Raw genomic sequence first — 16,297 nt, 5'->3', positions numbered from 1 at the left:
GTTTCGGCCGTCACGGGCGTTGCATGAGGTATCGCGCCGACATGGCAGGGTGAGCGAGTATGGCGACCATGAACAACAACTCGGCGCCGCGTCTCCCACCTGCGGGCCGACGCCCGCGGACGACGACGTCGGCACGGCGCACGGCGAAACCCGGGGCGCAGTTCGACGGCTATCTCTCGCCGTCCCGGCCGCACGCGGGCGCGTACGACGAGATGTTCACCGCCGACGGCACGGTCCGCCAGCCGTACCGGGCGCTGTACGAGTCGATCTCCGCACTGACGTCGGCGGACCTCTCGTCCCGGTCGGCGGCGATCGACCGGGCGATGGTGGATCAGGGCATCACGTTCTCGCTGTCCGGCCAGGAACGCCCCTTCCCGCTCGACCTGGTGCCGCGCGTGATCACTTCTGCCGAATGGGGCAAACTCGAACGCGGTGTGGCGCAACGGGTCCGCGCGCTCGAAGCCTTTCTCGCCGATGTGTACGGCGACCGGCAGATCCTGCGCGACGGCGTTCTCCCGCGACGGCTGATCACCTCGTGCGAGCACTTCCAGCGCGAGGCGTTCGGGATCAACCCGCCCAACGGCGTCCGCATCCACGTGTCCGGTGTGGACCTGGTGCGTGACGAGGAGGGCACCTTCCGGGTACTGGAGGACAACCTCCGCAATCCGTCCGGCGTGTCGTACGTGATGGAGAACCGCCGCACGATGGCGCGCGTGTTCCCGGATCTGTTCGCCCAGCACCGGGTCCGTCCGGTCGGCGATTACGCCTCGCATCTGCTGCGCGCGCTGCGGGCGGCGGCCGCGGTGAACGTCGCCGACCCGATGGTCGTCGTGCTCACGCCCGGGGTGCACAACTCGGCGTACTTCGAGCATTCGCTGCTAGCCCGGCTGATGGGCGTCGAGCTGGTCGAAGGCCGCGACATGTTCTGCCGTGACAACGTCGTCTACCTCCGCACCACCGAGGGCGAACAGCAGGTCGACGTCATCTACCGGCGGATCGACGACGAGTTCCTCGATCCGGTCCACTACCGGCCGGACTCCGTGCTCGGCGTCGCCGGAATCCTGAACGCGGCGCGCGCGGGCAACGTGGTGATCGCGAACGCGGTCGGCAACGGCGTGGGCGACGACAAGCTCGTCTACACCTACGTGCCCGAGATGGTGAAGTACTACCTCAACGAGAAGCCGCTGCTGCCCAACGTGGACACCTTCCGGTGCTGGCTGCCGGACGAGTTCGACCACGTCATGCAGCACATGGACGAACTGGTGATCAAACCGGTCGAGGGTTCGGGCGGCTACGGCATCGTGTTCGGCCCGGAGGCGACGCAGGCCGAGCTGACCGCGTTGAAGCGGAAGGTCCGGGCGCACAAACGCGGCTGGATCGCCCAGCCGGTGGTCCAGCTCTCCACCGTTCCATCCAAAGTGGATGAACGACTGGCGCCGCGGCACGTCGACCTCCGCCCGTTCGCGGTCAACGACGGCAAGGACATCTTCGTCCTGCCGGGCGGACTGACCAGGGTCGCGCTCCCGGAGGGCAGCCTGGTGGTCAACTCGTCGCAGGGCGGCGGCTCCAAGGACACCTGGGTACTGGCGCCGCGGTCCTCGACGGCGGAGCGGGAGCTGGAGCGGCCCGCGCTCGGCGCGCTGTCCCAAGTGGACGGTCTGGTCGCCGAACAGGGTCCCGAGCTGACGACGACTCAGCAGCAACAGCAGCAGCAGGCTGAGCAGGATGGGACCTCAGCGGTAAAGAGTACTTCGGGCCGTAGGAGGTCACCGTGCTAGCCCGTAACGCGGAATCGCTGTACTGGATCGGCCGGTACGTCGAACGTGCCGACGACACCTCCCGGATCCTCAACGTCTCCGTGCACCAGCTGCTCGAAGACGCGAGCGTCGACCCGGACCACGCGAGCCGCCAGCTGCTCGCCGTCCTCGGCATCACGCCGGAGGGCATGGACTCACTCGACGTGTGGAAGCTGACCGAACTGGTCGCCTACGCCAAGGACAATCCCGCGTCGATCGTCGGTTCGATCAACTCCGCCCGCGAGAACACGCGCGGTGCCCGCGAGGTCGTCTCGACCGAGCTGTGGGAATGCCTGAACGCGACGTGGAACGCGGTGCCGGACAGGCAGCGGTACGCGCGCCGCGCCGGGCCGCACGCGTTCCTCTCGTTCGTGGAGGAGCGCGCGGCGATGTTCGCCGGGCTCGCGGATTCGACGATGAGCCGCGACGACGGCTGGCTGTTCATGGTGCTCGGCCGCTCGATCGAACGCGCGGACATGGTGGTGCGGCTGCTGCTTTCGCGGGTCCAGGACAGCGCGTCCTCACCCGGCTGGATCACCGTGCTCCGTTCGGCGGGCGCGCAGGACACCTACCTGCGGACCTATCGCGGTGCGCTCGACGCCGCCCGCGTCGTGCAGTTCTTGTTGCGGGACACGCTCTTCCCGCGTTCGGTGTTCCACGCGCTGCGCCAGGCCGAGGAATGCCTGGAGCGGCTGGACCCCGGCGTCAACTCGCGCGCCAACGAGAAGTCCGAAGCGCTGCGGCAACTCGGCCGCGCGCGCAGTGAGCTGGAGTTCCTGCGGCCGTCGGATCTGCTGGAGGACCTGCCGAAGCGGCTCGGCGCCCTGCAGACCTCGATCAAGGACATCGGCGACGCGGTTTCGGTGCAGTACTTCCATTCGTCGCCTTGGGTGGCCTGGAGCGGTGCGGAGGTTTCGCTGTGACCTGGCAGCTTCGGGTGGCCCACCGGACCGGATACCGGTACGCGACGCCGGCCACGCAGTCGTACAACGAGGCTCGGCTGACGCCGCGGTCCGATCGGCGGCAGACCACGGTCGTGAACCGGGTCGAGACGACGCCGGCGACCCGCGCCTACCGGTACACCGATTACTGGGGCACCGTCGTGACCTCGTTCGACCTTCATGCGCCGCACACCGAGTTCACCGTGCTCGCGACGTCGGTGGTCGAGACCGCCGACGAAGGCGAGCCGGTCCGCTCGGCGACGTGGAAGGATCTGCGCGGCGAAACCGTCGTCGACCACCGCACCGAATACCTGACGCCGACGCCGTACACGCCACGCGATCCGGAGCTGTCGAAGGTCGCGCGCGAACTGCGGAAGGGACTCGACCCCGCGGAGGCCGTGCTCGCGGTCTGCGAATGGGTCAACCAGCAGCTGAAGTACCAGCCGGGGACGACCGGCGTACACAGCACGGCGACCGACGCGTGGCGTGCGCGCGAAGGGGTTTGCCAGGACTTCGCGCATGTGACGCTGGTGATGCTGCGCGCGATCGGCGTCCCGGCGCGATACGTCTCCGGGTACCTGCACACGAAACCGGAGGCGAAGCTCGGCGAGACGGTCGAAGGCGAGAGCCACGCCTGGGTCGACGTCTGGACCGGCGGCTGGTGGGCCTACGACCCGACGAACGCGATCCCGGTCGGGCCACGGCATGTCTGGGTCGCGTACGGCCGCGACTACGCCGACGTGCCGCCGCTCAAGGGCATCTTCACCGGTGGCGGTCAGTCCACTTTGGACGTTTCGGTGCAGCTGACCCGGCTGACGTGACCATGTACGACAAACCGCGGCGGTTCGCTCTCGCTGGGCCCGGCTGTCCGCGGTGAAGGCGGCCAAGCGCCGGTACCGAGTGGGGCTCGTGAGTGGTAAGGACGGTTCTAACCGTCTTTACCACTCACGAGCCCTGGACCAGGAACTCGCGCAACGCCGCCGCTAGGTCGGCCGGGTTGTCCTCGGCCATGTGGTGCCCGGACTCGATGGCGAAGCCCCGGACGTCGTCGGCCCATTCGCGCCACACCGCGGTCGGGTCGCCGTACAGGTCGGCCATGTCGTCGCGGCTGGACCACAACATGAGCAGCGGACAGCCGAGTTTCCGCCCGGCCGCCTTGTCGGCATCGTCGGCTTCGCGGTCGGGCCCGAGGCCGGCGCGGTAGTCCTCGAGCATCCCGTGGACCGTCTCGGGATCGTGGATCGCCCGCAGGAAGTCGGCGTGGTTCTCCGCGCCCATCGCCTCGGGATCGCCGCCGTACCAGGCGTCCGGGTCGGCGTTGATGACACGCTCGGCAGGCTTCGCGAGCTGGCCGAAGAAGAACCAGTGCCACCATTCCCGCGCGAAATCCGCGTCGGCGCGGGCGAGCGCTTCGCCGATCGGCACGCCGTCGAGGACGACCAGCCTGGTGACCGCTTCGGGGTGGTCCATGGCCAGCCGATGCGCCACGTAGCTGCCGCGATCGTGACCGGCGACGGCGAACCGTTCGTGGCCGAGGTGCCGCATGAGCGCGACGATATGCCTGGCCATGGCGCGTTTCGAGTGCGCTGAGTGGTCTTCGGTGGTCTCGGGTTTCGAGGACTGGCCGTAGCCGGGAAGATCCGGGCAGACGACGGTGAACGCGTCCGCGAGCCGGGGCGCGACGTCGTACCAGGTGGTGTGCGTGCGGGGATGGCCGTGCAGGAGAACGAGAGGCGGTCCTGATCCGCCGTGGCGGACCCTGAGGGTCACTTCTCCCGTGTCGACGTTTTCGAGCTCGAAGCCTTCGAACATGATCCTCCCGCACGCGCGATGAAAGGTCCTTTCCTTGCGAATTTTGCAGGGAAAGGACCTCTCATCGCAGCGTGAGCGAGGAGATCAGCTCTTCGCGTGCGCGTCTAGGATGTGCGCGACCGCCTCGGTGACCCGCTGCGCGAAGTCGATGTTCAGCCACTCGTCCGGCACGTGGATGTTCGAGTCCGGCCCGCAGGCGCCGGTGACCACGAACTGCGCGTCCGGGTACTTCTCGCCGAGCAGCCCCATGAACGGGATCGATCCGCCCATGCCGAAGCTCTTGTGCGGCGCGCCGAAGACCTCGCCGCTCACGTGGTGCAGGACGTCGTCGAGCCACGGCGCGGTGTCCGGCGCGTTCCAGCCGTTCTCGGCCTGGAAATCGCCGAGCTCCACCGAAGCGTCGTACGGCACGTCGGTGGTCAGCACGCGGCGGACCGCCTCCATCGCGGCCTTCGCGTCGGCCGTCGGCGGGAGGCGGAAGCTCAGGGTGAGCGTGGTGCTGTCGCGCAGCACGTTGCCCGCGTCGGCCGGAAGCGGGAAGCCCGCCGCACCGATCACCGAGAGCGTCGGCCGCCACGAGTTGTTGAGCAGCAGTTCCAGGTCGTCGTCCGAGACCGTCCGGCCGACCACTGGGAAGAGCGTCTTCGCCGCGCCGGGCGCGATCTCGACGACGCCGCGCGCCTCGTCGACGCGGTTCTCCGGGATGTCGACGCTGAGCTCGGCGAGCTTGATCTCGCCGGTCTCGGCGTTCTCGATCCGGTCGAGCAGGGCACGCAGGACGCGGAACGAACTCGCCACGATGCCGCTGGCCATGCCGGAGTGCTGCGCGGACTCGAGCACCTTTACGGTGACGTTGACGTGCAGCATGCCGCGCAGGCTGGTGGTCAGCCACAGGCGCTCGTAGTCCATGCCGCCCGCGTCGAGGCAGACGACCACCGACACCGTGCCGAGCTTCTCCTTCAGGTGCTCGACGTAGGCGGGCAGGTCCGGGCTGCCGGATTCCTCACCGGTCTCCAGCAGCACGACCGCGCGGGAGTGTTCGCCACCGGCGGCGCGCACGGCCTCGATCGCCGTCGTCGCCGCGTAGCCGGCGTAGCCGTCGTCGACCGCGCCGCGGCCGTACAGCCGCCCGTCGCGGATCACCGGCGTCCACGGGTCGAGCCCCTCGGACCAGCCGCCGACCGGGGGCTGCTTGTCGAGGTGCCCGTACATCAGCACGGTGCCCTTGTCGGCCGCTTCGGACGTCGCCGGGATGTCGACGAACAGCAGCGGGCTACGGCCTTCGAGTTCCACGACCTCGAGCGTCGCGCCGGGGATCTCCCGGGCGGCGATCCAGGAGCGGACGTGCTCGACGGCGGCCGCCAGATGACCGGTCTTCGCCCACTCGGAGTCGAACGCCGGCGACAAGGCGGGGATCGCCACCAGGCCGGAGAGGCTGGGAAGGACGTCGTTCGTCCAGTTCGAGACCACGGTTTCGCGTACGGATTTCTGCTCCACGTCCGCCATCCTGCCACGGGTCCGGGAGGGTGGGATGGATCACAACGACGGGTACGGATCGTCATCGATCAAGCTGGGCAGGACACCCGTCCGGGTCAGCCGCCCGCTGGTCGGCCCGCGAGTGAAACCCCTACTTTCGGCGGCCCCACACTCGGGCTTCCTAGCATTTTCCCTGATCAGACACCCTTTCTCCGCAACAAATCAGCATCCGCCACTGACGAAAACGGCGTCCGGCATGCCAGGATGTGCGCACGAACCGTCAACGCCGATGGTGACCCAGCGCTTCAGATCCGACGCGCTGGTCCCCGCCGGCGCAGTCACTGTGGCCGCCACAAGTGGCCGCCAGAGGCGCCGACATCAAGGAGAGCAGCGCATGCCGTCCGAACACTGGACGCACCCGGAACCTGGAGACGGTCCCGCCGCCGTAGCGGCGCAACCTTCCCCCGAACAGGTGATCGCCGGTTTGCGAGCAACGAGCGAAGGTGGCGCTGAGCTGACTCAGCTGCTCACCCCCGAAGGCGAACGGGTCTCCTCGCCGCAATTCGACCGCTACGTCGACGACATCGACGCCGAAGCCCTCAAGGGCCTGTACCGCGACATGGTCCTGGTCCGCCGCGCGGACCGCGAGGCCAACGCGATGCAGCGCCAGGGCCAGCTCGGCATCTGGGTGCCGCTGCTCGGGCAGGAGGCCGCGCAGATCGGCTCCGGCCGCGCGCTGCGGAAGGGGGACATGGCGTTCCCCAGCTACCGCGAACACGGTGTCGCGTACGCCCGCGGCATCGACCTCAAAGAGGTGCTCGGCATCTTCCGCTGCACCGACCACAGCGGCTGGGACTACAAGGCCCACGGCTTCCACCCGTACACCATCGTGATCGGCAACCAGGTGCTCAACGCCGCCGGATACGCGATGGGCCAGAAGTTCGAAGGCAAGGTCGGCGACGACGACAGCGAAGCGACCATCTGTTACTTCGGTGACGGAGCGACTTCGCAGGGCGACGTGCACGAAGGCTTCGTCTGGGCCGCCGTCTACGACGCGCCGCTCGTGTTCTTCTGCCAGAACAACCAGTGGGCGATCTCGGAACCCACCGAACGCCAGTCGCGCCTGCCGCTGTACCAGCGCGCCCGCGGCTACGGCTTCCCCGGCATCCGCGTGGACGGCAACGACGTCCTCGCCTGCCTCGCGGTCTCCCGCTGGGCGCTGGAAGAGTGCCGTCACGGCAACGGCCCGGTGCTGATCGAGGCGTTCACCTACCGGATGGACGCGCACACCACCACCGACGACCCCACCCGCTACCGGCTCTCCGACGAGCTGGAGGAGTGGAAGCTGAAGGACCCGATCGAGCGCGTCCGGGCGTACCTCGCCCGCGGTGGCGGCGCCGACCAGGCGTTCTTCGACCAGGTGCAGGCCGATTCGGACGCCTTCGCGGCCGAGCTGCGCGAGTACTGCTTCAACATGCCCGAACCGCCACCGGACCGGATCTTCTCCAACGTGTACGCGGAGTCCACGCCGCTGCTGGACGCGCAGCGCGAAGAGTTCCTGTCCTACTTGGACGGTTTCGTCGGGGCGGGTGAGCACTGAAATGACGGATATCCAGAAACTCACCATCGGCAAGGCCCTCAACCTCGGCCTCCGGCGCGCCATGGAAGAGGACCCGAAGGTCCTGATCATGGGTGAGGACGTCGGCAAGCTCGGCGGCGTCTTCCGTATCACCGACGGCCTGCAGAAGGACTTCGGGGAGCAGCGCGTCCTGGACACGCCCCTCGCGGAGTCGGGCATTATCGGCACCGCGGTCGGCCTCGCCGTCCGCGGTTTCCGCCCGGTGTGCGAGATCCAGTTCGAAGGCTTCATCTTCCCGGGCTTCGACCAGATCTCCAGCCAGGTCGCCAAGCTGCACTACCGGACGCAGGGCAAGATCAAGATGCCCATCGTGATCAGGGTGCCGTTCGGTGGCGGCATCGGCGCGGTCGAGCACCACTCGGAGTCGCCCGAGTCGCTGTTCGCGCACATCCCCGGCCTCAAGGTCGTGTCGGTTTCGAACGCCGTCGACGCCTACTGGGGCATCCAGCAGGCGATCAAGTCCGACGACCCGATCCTGTTCTTCGAACCGAAGAAGCTGTACCACTCGGGCGCGATGAAGTCCGAGGTCGACACCGACGCCACGCCGGACCCGCTGTTCAAGTCCCGAGTCGTCCGCGAAGGCACGACCGCCACCGTCGTCGCGTACGGCCCGTCGGTGAAGGTCGCGCTCGACGCGGCGACCGCCGCCGAGGACGAGGGCAAGTCGCTGGAGGTCATCGACCTGCGGACGCTGTCCCCGCTCGACCTGGAGCCGGTGTTCGAGTCGGTGCGCAAGACCGGACGGCTCATCGCGCTGAGCGAGGCGCCGTCGGAATCGTCGCTGACCTCGGAGATCGCCGCACGTGTGCAGCAGGAATGCTTCTACTCGCTGGAAGCCCCCGTGCTGCGGGTGACCGGATTCGACACGCCGTACCCGCCCGCCAAGCTCGAGGAGCACTACCTCCCCGACCTGGACCGGGTGCTGCACACCGTCGACCGTTCACTCGCCTGGTAAGGGGGAAGTTCCCGAAATGCCCGAGTACAAACAATTCCCCCTCGCCGACACGGCGGAGGGGCTGACCGAGGCCGACATCATCGCCTGGCAGGTCAAGCCGGGTGACACCGTGACGGTGAACCAGATCGTGGTCGAGGTCGAGACCGCGAAGGCCGCCGTCGAACTGCCCATCCCGTGGGCGGGCGTGATCACCGAACTTCTCGTCGAACCGGGCCAGACGGTGGAGGTCGGCGCGCCGATCCTCACCATCGACGTCGACCCCGGCGGCAAGGCGGCCCCGGCCCCGGCACCTGCCGCCGCCGCTCCCGCCGCGGAAGAGCCGGCGGAAGAGGAGATGAAGCCGCTGGTCGGCTACGGCTCCAAGGCCGTCGTCACGCAACGGCGTGCACGGAAGGGCGCGGCACCCGCCGCTCCGGTGGCGGCTCCCGTGGCGGTGGCTCCTGCTCCCGCCGCACCTGTCGCATCTGTCGCGCCTTCGAAGCCGAAGGGCGGGTACGTGCCACTGGCGAAGCCGCCGGTGCGCAAACTCGCCAAGGACCTCGGCGTCGATCTGCACGCGCTCACCGGCACCGCCGAGGGCGGCGTCATCACCCGTGACGACGTGCAGGCGGCCGCCAACGGTTCCGCCGCTCCGGCCGTCGTGTCCAATGCGGACAGTGGCTACGACCCCGCGACCCGGGAACGCCGGGTGCCGATCAAGGGCGTCCGCAAGGCCACCGCCGCCGCGATGGTGCAGAGCGCCTACACCGCCCCGCACGTCACGGAATTCCTCACCATCGACGTCACGCCGATGATGGAGTTCCGGGAGAGGCTCAAGAAGTCGCGGGAGTTCGCCGGGGTCAAGGTCACCCCGCTGACCTTCGCGGCGAAGGCCGTCTGCCTGGCGGCCAAACGCACTCCGGACGTCAACGCCGTGTGGGACGAAGCGGCGCAGGAGATCGTCTACAAGGACTACGTGCACCTCGGGATCGCCGCCGCCACGCCGCGCGGGCTCGTCGTGCCCAAGGTCCGTGACGCGGATTCGATGTCCCTCAAGGAACTCGCGATCGCGCTCACCGAGCTGACCGACGTCGCCCGCGAGGGCAAGACCACCCCGGCGGCCATGCTCGGCGGCACGATCACCATCACCAACGTCGGCGTCTTCGGCGTCGACACCGGTACGCCGATCATCAACCCCGGCGAGTCCGCGATCCTGTGCCTCGGCGCGATCAAGGACACGCCGTGGGTGGTCGACGGCGAGATCAAGGTGCGCAAGGTGCTCCAGCTTTCACTGAGCTTCGACCACCGCGTGGTCGACGGGCAGCAGGGTTCGGAGTTCCTGGCCGACGTCGGCGCTTTGCTGGCCGACCCCGCGGTCGCGATCACCTACTGACCCAAAGTCCGTGAAGGCCTCCTTCCCTGCTCTCAGGGTAGGGAAGGAGGCCTTCACGGACTTCCGTCTTATTCGGTTGACGGAGTGAGTGCTCACTCCGCACACTGGTCGCATGACAATCCCCGAAACCACTTCGCGGCGGAGAGCGCCCGGGATGAGTGCCGACGAGCGGCGCCGGATGATCGTCCAGTCCGTGCTGCCCTTGCTGGTGGAATACGGCTCCGGCGTCACGTCGAGCCAGATCGCGCGCGCCGCGGGCATCGGCGAGGGCACGGTCTTCCGCGTGTTCAAGGACAAGGACGAACTGTTCGCCACCTGCTTCGCCGAGGCGCTGAAACCCGACCAGGTACTCGACGCGATCGCGGTCATCGACCTCGACCAGCCCCTCGACGACAGGCTCATCGAGGCGGCCGACGCGCTCAGTGCGCACCTCCAGCGCATGGGCGCGCTGATGGCGGTCATGCACGGCTCCGGCAGGCGGCCGGAACACCGCCATGACGATCGCCGGGACCGGCGGAAGGAGTCGATGAGCGCGATGCGCGACGCCATGGCCGAGCTGTTCGAACCGGAGAAGGACCGGCTTCGCCTGCCACCGGCGCAGTCCGCGGCGTTCTTCCTGTCACTGCTGTTCAGCGGCCGGATCCGGTTCAGCGAGACAGGCGACGAGCCCACCACGATGGAGCTCGTCGACGTGTTCCTCAACGGCGCCTTGGGGGCCGCGTGATCGGCCCGCCCGGTGGGGGAGGCGGCATGGAGCTGCTGCTGGCCCGTGGCGGCAGGCGCCGCCGTCCGCCGACGACGGTGCCCGACAGCGGGCTGACCGGTCCGGTCGACATCCCGGAGCCGGAACCCGAAGCCCTCCCGAAAGACCTGAAGTCCCGGCTCAACCGCATGTGGGTCAACGTCGCGGGCACGGTCCGCGGCCTGCCGAAGGTCGCGAAGCTGACCTGGCAGGCAAGCCCGGTGCTGACCATCGTGATCACCCTGGTGACACTGCTTTCCGGGCTCCTCCCGACGGCGACCGCGTACATCGCGAAGCTGCTGATCGATTCGGTGGTCGCGGCGATCCAGGGACACGGGACGAAGAGCGCGATCGTCGGTGTCGCCCTCTTCCAGTTCGGCATCCTCGTGCTCACCGCGATTTCGCAGGCGCTGACCACCTATGGCCAGTCCCTGCTGCAGGAACGGATGACGCTGACCATCCGTCACCAGGTGATGGACCACGCGAGCAAGCTGCATCTTTCGTACTTCGAGGGTTCCGCGTCCTACGACATGCTGCGCCAAGCCGCGCAAGAGGCGCCGACCCGGCCGCTGTCGATGATGAACTCGGCGCTGGGCCTGGTCCGGACGATGATCACCTTCGGCAGCATGATCGCCTTGCTCGTCTCGATCAGCCCGCTGCTGGCGCTCGTCGCGCTCGTGGCACCGATCCCCGCGTTCATCTCGCAGTCGAAGTACGGCGCCCGCGCGTTCTGGCTGACCTTGATGATGTCACCGCTGAAACGACGGATGGACTATCTGTCCTCTTTGGTCACCACGGACACGTACGCCAAGGAGACCAAGCTCTTCGGGCTCGGCCCGTACTTCGTCGACCGGTTCCAGCGGCTCGGCCAGGTCTTCTACGACCGTCAGCGGGCACTGACCCGCAAGCGCAGTGTCAGTTCGACGTCGTGGGGTCTGCTCAGCACCGCCGCCGGATCCGCGATCGCGCTGTACATCGCGCTGGAGGCCGTCGGCGGCAGGCTCACCCTCGGCGATCTCGCGCTGTACACGGCCGCCGCGGCGTCGGTGCAGACGTCCGTCCAAGGCCTGTTCACCGCGTTCTCCGGGATGTACGAGAACAATCTCTACCTCGACACGCTGTATCGCTTCCTCGGGACGAAACCGGAGATCGTCGCGCCACCGGAGCCACGCCCCCTTCCGTCCACTGTGGAGGGACACATCCGGTTCGAAGAAGTGTCCTTCACCTACCCCGGGGCGTCCGATCCCGCCCTCGACGGCGTGAGCTTCGAGATCCGGCCCGGCGAAACGGTCGCCGTCGTCGGCCGCAACGGAGCCGGGAAGTCGACGCTGTTCAAACTGCTGTGCCGGCTGTACGACCCGACGGGCGGGCGGATCCTGCTCGACGACGTCGACATCCGCGAGTACGACCCGGTGGAACTGCGGCGGCGGATCAGCGCGATGTTCCAGGATTACGTGACCTACCAGGGCACCGCCGCCGAGAACATCGGGCTCGGCGACCTGACGCACCTCGTCGACCGGGAACGGATCGAGGCGTCGGCGAAACGGGCCGGTGCCGACGAACGGATCGAGCGCCTTCCCAGCGGGTACGACAGCCCGCTCGGCCGCTGGTTCGACCAGGGCGTCAGCCTGTCCGGCGGCGAATGGCAGAAGATCGCGCTGGCCAGGGCATTCCTGCGGGAGGCGCCGATTCTCGTCCTCGACGAACCGACCTCCGCGCTGGACGCCCAGGCCGAACACGACCTCTTCTCACGACTGCGGGAACTTTCGGAGGGACGCACGACGCTGTACATCTCGCACCGGTTCTCCACCGTCCGGCAGGCGGAGCGGATTCTGTTGCTGGAAAACGGAAAGGTCGCCGAATACGGGACACACGACGAGCTGATGGCGGCGAAGGCGGGCTACGCCGAACTGTTCACCCTGCAAGCCGCCGCGTACCTCGACGAAGCCGTCAGCTGACGGCAGGCCGACCCCCGGTCCGGCGACCCTGGTCACCGTATCGGGGGTCCGGGAGCAAAACGGGCAAGCCGTACGTTGTCCGGGTATGGCTGTCGCGTTCCTGCTCTATGTCGTCGCCGAGATCGCCGCCGTGTGGGCGGTGGGCTCGGCCATCGGTGTGCTCGGCACGATCGCGCTGCTCTTCGCCGGCGCGTTCATCGGGTCCTGGCTCGCGCGCCGTGAAGGCGGTCGCGCCTTCCGGGCGTTCGCCGAGTCCGCGAGGCTCGGGCGGCCCGCCGACGCGGAGAAGGAACTCACCGACGGGATGCTGATCGGGCTCGGCGGCCTGCTGATCCTGCTGCCCGGTTTCGTCAGCGACGTCATCGGCCTGCTGTTCATCCTGCCACCGACGCGGAGTGTCGCGCGCAAGGTGTGGCAGAAGCGGATGCAGCGCCGGGCGGTCAAGTTCGCGAACCGCGCCCGCGGGCCGGTGATGGTCGTGGACAGCGAGGTCGTCATGGACACGCCGCCCGCGGAGGCCGCCAGGAAGCAGCCGCCGGTGATCGAGGGCCGCATCGTCGAGGGCTGAAGGGGACTTTCCCCTCATTACACGCGACGAAAGCGTCCTTCACCGCGTCGCATGCGGCGAAGGGCCCCTTCAGCCCGCGCTCGGCTTCGGGATGTCGAAATACCCGCTGAACCGTACGGCCGGCGCGTACTCGCCTTTGACCTTCACCTTGCCCGTCACGAACATCGCCGCGACCGCCGCGTTGCCGGTCGCCATCCGGATGAAGTCGTCGACGGACAGCGTGATGGTGGTGTCCGGAGTACGCGCGAGATCCGTGCTCGAAACGCAGACGCCGTCTTCGATGACCGTTTGAAAACGATCGAAACCGTCTTCTCCGTCACCATCGGTGAAACGCCACGCGACGACGAAGTCGACATGCCGCGCGCGTTCGGGGACGAAATGGTCCGACATTCTGCGGAAAATCTCGTCGAGGAACGCCGAACGCAGTTCCGGGTGATCGGCGATGGCCTTGAGCTGCTCCCGTGACGACCGCTGCACGACGTCGACGAGTACCTCGGTCTCCAAGGAGCTCAGCTCGATTCCCGCACCGGTTTCGCCCAGCATGTGCAGGGTTTCCAGCACCTGGGTGAACTGCTCGGGGCTCAGTTTGGCGAGCTCGAGCTTCTCCGCGAAGGCGTTGACGACATGCTCACCGCCGGTGCGCGTTTTGTGCGACCGCAACGGACGGGAAAGGCGCACCTTGTCCCGCCAGCGCCGGTTCGGAGAATTTCGGGGCACGGCACGGAAGTGTATCCGCTCGGCCGGGTTCAGGACGGCTTCGGCAGGTCGAAGAAACCGATCAGACCGGCCGCGAATGCCAGGTCACCTTTTACTTTGATCTTTCCGGTGACGAACAGCACAGCGGGTGTCGCCTGATGAGTGATGAGCCGGAAGAAATCGACGGGCGCGATCGTGATCGTCACCCTCGGCTTCTCCTTCCTGGGCGCCGATGGGCCCTCGGCGGGAAGACGTACCTCGGGCCTGCTGACCGTGCACTCGCCGTGCGAGATCACCGTCTCGTAGCGGTCGTACCCGCCGTCGCCGGTGCCGCCGGACAGCCGCCAGTGGACGACGGCGTGCAGCGTCTTCGCGCGGTCCTGCCGGATGTGTGCGCCCATGCGGTCGAAGATCTCGCGCAGCACCCGCTCCCGGAGCGGCCGTTCGGCGACGACGCTCTCGAGTTGCGTGCGCGAGGCGCGGGCGACGAGGTTCGCGAACCGGACCGGGTCCACCTTGCGGAGATCGAACGCCGGCGCGGACTCGGCGAGCCGTCCCAGCGCGGTCAGGAGCCGCCGGACGTCGTCCTTGCCTAGATCCTTCGGATCGATGGCCCCCGCGACCTCGTTGACGTCGAGAGAGTGCGCTTCGGCCGAATCCGCCTCGATCCGTTCCAGCGCGTCGACCAGCGCGCAGCCGGTCAGCCCCACGATCTCGGTCATTCTTCCCTCCACCTTCGCCTACCCAGGCGTAAGGCTACCCGCCAGTAGGTAGGCGGGCAAGCGTGCCGAAAGCACCCTTGCCGGTGGCAGCCCGGTAGCGTCTTACCGAGCAAAAGGAGGTCCTGAGTGTCCGAGGAAGTACCGCGTCCCGCCGAACGCGCCAAAAGGCTGCCGAGAGCGGTGCGGGAACGCCAGATCCTGGACGCAGCGGTCTCGGTGTTCTCGCGCTACGGCTATCACTCCGCGTCGATGGACGAGATCTCCGAGGTCGCCGGCGTGTCCAAGCCGATGATCTACACCTACCTCGGGTCCAAGGAAGACCTCTTCGGCGCGTGCATCCGCCGCGAAGCCACCCGCCTGCTGGAGGCGGTGCAGGACGGGATCAAACCCGATCTGCCGCCCGACATGCAGCTTTGGCACGGGCTTCGCGCGTTCTACCGGTTCGTCGCCGACTACCGCGAGTCCTGGACGGTGCTGCACCGCCAGGCCATGACCGTCGGCGGCGCCTTCGCCGCGGAGATCACCGACATGCGCACCCGCGCGATCGAACTGGTCGCCGCGCTGGTCGTCTCCGCCGGCACCCGCAAGGGCCTCGGCGAACAGGCCGAGTTCTCCGGCGCCGGGCTGTCCGCCGCGCTGGTCGGGGCGGCCGAGTCGCTGGCCGACTGGGCGCTCGACCACCCCGATGTCTCCGACGGCGTACTCGCCTCGTGGCTGATGAACCTGGTCTGGCTCGGGTTCAACGACCTGGTCGAGGGCGAGATCTGGAAGCCGTCAGAGAGCGACGACTGAGCCCTCCAGATGCGGCTTCGGCTTGCGCGCGTTCCACAGCTCGAACGCCCAGCCATCGCCCTCACTCCACGTGGTGAAAGCGGCCTTGGCGGGCAGCAGGACCGGCTGCTTGAACTTGACGTCGACGGTGAACGCTTCCGGCAGCCTGCCTTCGAACGCCGCGAGCGCGTGCGCCTTCGTCCACATGCCGTGCGCGATGGCGGCCGGGAACCCGAACGCCTTCGCGGTGATGGGGTGCAGGTGGATCGGGTTGCGGTCGCCGGAGACCTCGGCGTAGCGGCGGCCGATGTCGCCGGGCACGTGCCAGATCGCGGTGGGCGTGGGCTGCGCGAGCTGACCGCGCGAGGTCTTCTCGCCACTGCCGCCACCTCGGCGCAGGTACGTGCTGACGTCCGTCCACACAGGACTGTCGTTGACGAGCAGTTCGCTGATCACGTCGAACTGCTTGCCCTTTTCGTGCGGGCGCAGATCCTCGGCGCGCACGCGCAGGGCGAACGACTCGTCGAGCCTCAGCTGACGGTGCTGGGTGATCCGGTTGGCGACGTGCACCATGCCCAGCAACGGGAACGGGAAGTCGTCCTCGGTCATCAGCGCCATCTGCAACGGGAAGGCGAGGATGTGCGGGTACGTCGCCGGGAGCACGTCGTCCAGCCGGAATCCGCACACCCGGTTGTACGCGGCGAGGTGCGCGGGGTCGACGACGACGCCCTCGCGGACGAACTCGGTCGACGGCAGCGCGCTTCCGCCGCTCTTGCGCAGCGAGCCGAGCAACGCCTTGGGGTACAGCGAAGACAGGCTCGGCGACTCGCGGAGCTCCTTGTCGGCCAT

15 protein-coding genes are annotated in these 16,297 nt (G+C 68.1%); 10 read left to right on the top strand and 5 right to left on the bottom strand.

Translation table 11 applies throughout. The features are described from left to right. The first annotated feature begins 59 nt into the window (after positions 1 to 59). From H074_RS22670 to H074_RS22660, 3 genes are read left to right on the top strand one after another with little or no spacing between them, the layout of a single operon-like run. Positions 60 to 1,778: a circularly permuted type 2 ATP-grasp protein gene (locus H074_RS22670; protein ID WP_007032398.1), complete on the top strand. Its 1,719-nt coding sequence runs from the start codon at positions 60 to 62 to the stop codon at positions 1,776 to 1,778. Next, entirely contained in the window at positions 1,772 to 2,719 is a 948-nt protein-coding gene (locus H074_RS22665) for an alpha-E domain-containing protein (protein WP_007032397.1), read from the top strand. Before H074_RS22670 ends, H074_RS22665 begins: the two co-directional genes overlap by 7 nt. After that, a complete protein-coding gene (locus H074_RS22660; protein WP_007032396.1) occupies positions 2,716 to 3,558 on the top strand; it encodes a transglutaminase family protein in 843 nt (280 codons plus the stop codon). Before H074_RS22665 ends, H074_RS22660 begins: the two co-directional genes overlap by 4 nt. 124 nt (positions 3,559 to 3,682) lie before the next feature. Here H074_RS22660 and H074_RS22655 read toward each other — a convergent pair whose 3' ends face one another. Both H074_RS22655 and H074_RS22650 read right to left on the bottom strand, forming a co-directional pair. Next, the gene (locus H074_RS22655; RefSeq protein WP_007032395.1) at positions 3,683 to 4,549 is read right to left on the bottom strand and encodes an alpha/beta fold hydrolase; all 867 of its coding nucleotides are present in this window, start codon (positions 4,547 to 4,549) and stop codon (positions 3,683 to 3,685) included. Positions 4,550 to 4,633: 84 nt separating this feature from the next. Continuing rightward, complete coding sequence (locus tag H074_RS22650) at positions 4,634 to 6,046, bottom strand: M20/M25/M40 family metallo-hydrolase (protein ID WP_007032394.1); 1,413 nt, start codon at positions 6,044 to 6,046, stop codon at positions 4,634 to 4,636. 373 nt (positions 6,047 to 6,419) lie between these two features. Between H074_RS22650 and pdhA the strand changes: the two genes are divergently transcribed. From pdhA to H074_RS22620, 6 genes are all read left to right on the top strand, one after another. Then, positions 6,420 to 7,625 (top strand): pyruvate dehydrogenase (acetyl-transferring) E1 component subunit alpha, encoded by a 1,206-nt coding sequence (pdhA, locus tag H074_RS22645; protein WP_007032393.1) that lies wholly within the window; start codon positions 6,420 to 6,422, stop codon positions 7,623 to 7,625. Position 7,626: 1 nt separating this feature from the next. Continuing rightward, positions 7,627 to 8,619: an alpha-ketoacid dehydrogenase subunit beta gene (locus H074_RS22640; protein WP_007032392.1), complete on the top strand. Its 993-nt coding sequence runs from the start codon at positions 7,627 to 7,629 to the stop codon at positions 8,617 to 8,619. A 16-nt stretch (positions 8,620 to 8,635) separates the two neighbouring features. Continuing rightward, the gene (locus tag H074_RS22635; protein ID WP_007032391.1) at positions 8,636 to 9,991 is read left to right on the top strand and encodes a dihydrolipoamide acetyltransferase family protein; all 1,356 of its coding nucleotides are present in this window, start codon (positions 8,636 to 8,638) and stop codon (positions 9,989 to 9,991) included. Between the two features lie 154 nt (positions 9,992 to 10,145). Further along, entirely contained in the window at positions 10,146 to 10,715 is a 570-nt protein-coding gene (locus H074_RS22630) for a TetR/AcrR family transcriptional regulator (RefSeq protein ID WP_007032390.1), read from the top strand. Between the two features lie 26 nt (positions 10,716 to 10,741). Further along, positions 10,742 to 12,691: an ABC transporter ATP-binding protein gene (locus tag H074_RS22625; RefSeq protein WP_007032389.1), complete on the top strand. Its 1,950-nt coding sequence runs from the start codon at positions 10,742 to 10,744 to the stop codon at positions 12,689 to 12,691. Positions 12,692 to 12,776: 85 nt separating this feature from the next. Beyond that, entirely contained in the window at positions 12,777 to 13,259 is a 483-nt protein-coding gene (locus tag H074_RS22620; RefSeq protein WP_007032388.1) for an FxsA family protein, read from the top strand. Between the two features lie 69 nt (positions 13,260 to 13,328). Here H074_RS22620 and H074_RS22615 read toward each other — a convergent pair whose 3' ends face one another. Both H074_RS22615 and H074_RS22610 read right to left on the bottom strand, forming a co-directional pair. Further along, positions 13,329 to 13,919 carry an SCP2 sterol-binding domain-containing protein gene (locus H074_RS22615; RefSeq protein WP_007032387.1) on the bottom strand — a complete coding sequence of 197 codons (591 nt, stop codon included), beginning with the start codon at positions 13,917 to 13,919 and terminating at the stop codon, positions 13,329 to 13,331. 86 nt (positions 13,920 to 14,005) lie between these two features. Then, positions 14,006 to 14,677: an SCP2 sterol-binding domain-containing protein gene (locus tag H074_RS22610; protein WP_007032386.1), complete on the bottom strand. Its 672-nt coding sequence runs from the start codon at positions 14,675 to 14,677 to the stop codon at positions 14,006 to 14,008. A gap of 126 nt (positions 14,678 to 14,803) precedes the next feature. Between H074_RS22610 and H074_RS22605 the strand changes: the two genes are divergently transcribed. Further along, positions 14,804 to 15,469 (top strand): TetR/AcrR family transcriptional regulator, encoded by a 666-nt coding sequence (locus H074_RS22605; protein WP_007032385.1) that lies wholly within the window; start codon positions 14,804 to 14,806, stop codon positions 15,467 to 15,469. Here H074_RS22605 and H074_RS22600 read toward each other — a convergent pair. Beyond that, the gene (locus H074_RS22600; RefSeq protein ID WP_007032384.1) at positions 15,452 to 16,297 is read right to left on the bottom strand and encodes a MaoC family dehydratase; all 846 of its coding nucleotides are present in this window, start codon (positions 16,295 to 16,297) and stop codon (positions 15,452 to 15,454) included. The two genes, H074_RS22605 and H074_RS22600, sit on opposite strands and share 18 nt — an antisense overlap.

This window comes from Amycolatopsis decaplanina DSM 44594 (assembly GCF_000342005.1).
Lineage (GTDB): Bacteria > Actinomycetota > Actinomycetes > Mycobacteriales > Pseudonocardiaceae > Amycolatopsis > Amycolatopsis decaplanina.
The sequence above is the reverse complement of the archived record's forward strand: the minus strand, read 5'-3'. Positions and strand labels throughout refer to the sequence as shown.

Excerpts from the sequence above, each read along its gene's own strand:
- H074_RS22670 (WP_007032398.1), top strand. The coding sequence starts at position 60 with ATGGCGACCATGAACAACAACTCGGCGCCGCGTCTCCCACCTGCGGGC.
- H074_RS22655 (WP_007032395.1), bottom strand. The coding sequence starts at position 4,549 with ATGTTCGAAGGCTTCGAGCTCGAAAACGTCGACACGGGAGAAGTGACC.
- pdhA (WP_007032393.1), top strand. The coding sequence starts at position 6,420 with ATGCCGTCCGAACACTGGACGCACCCGGAACCTGGAGACGGTCCCGCC.
- H074_RS22640 (WP_007032392.1), top strand. The coding sequence starts at position 7,627 with ATGACGGATATCCAGAAACTCACCATCGGCAAGGCCCTCAACCTCGGC.
- H074_RS22635 (WP_007032391.1), top strand. The coding sequence starts at position 8,636 with ATGCCCGAGTACAAACAATTCCCCCTCGCCGACACGGCGGAGGGGCTG.
- H074_RS22630 (WP_007032390.1), top strand. The coding sequence starts at position 10,146 with ATGAGTGCCGACGAGCGGCGCCGGATGATCGTCCAGTCCGTGCTGCCC.
- H074_RS22625 (WP_007032389.1), top strand. The coding sequence starts at position 10,742 with ATGGAGCTGCTGCTGGCCCGTGGCGGCAGGCGCCGCCGTCCGCCGACG.
- H074_RS22620 (WP_007032388.1), top strand. The coding sequence starts at position 12,777 with ATGGCTGTCGCGTTCCTGCTCTATGTCGTCGCCGAGATCGCCGCCGTG.
- H074_RS22610 (WP_007032386.1), bottom strand. The coding sequence starts at position 14,677 with ATGACCGAGATCGTGGGGCTGACCGGCTGCGCGCTGGTCGACGCGCTG.
- H074_RS22600 (WP_007032384.1), bottom strand. The coding sequence starts at position 16,297 with ATGGCCGACAAGGAGCTCCGCGAGTCGCCGAGCCTGTCTTCGCTGTAC.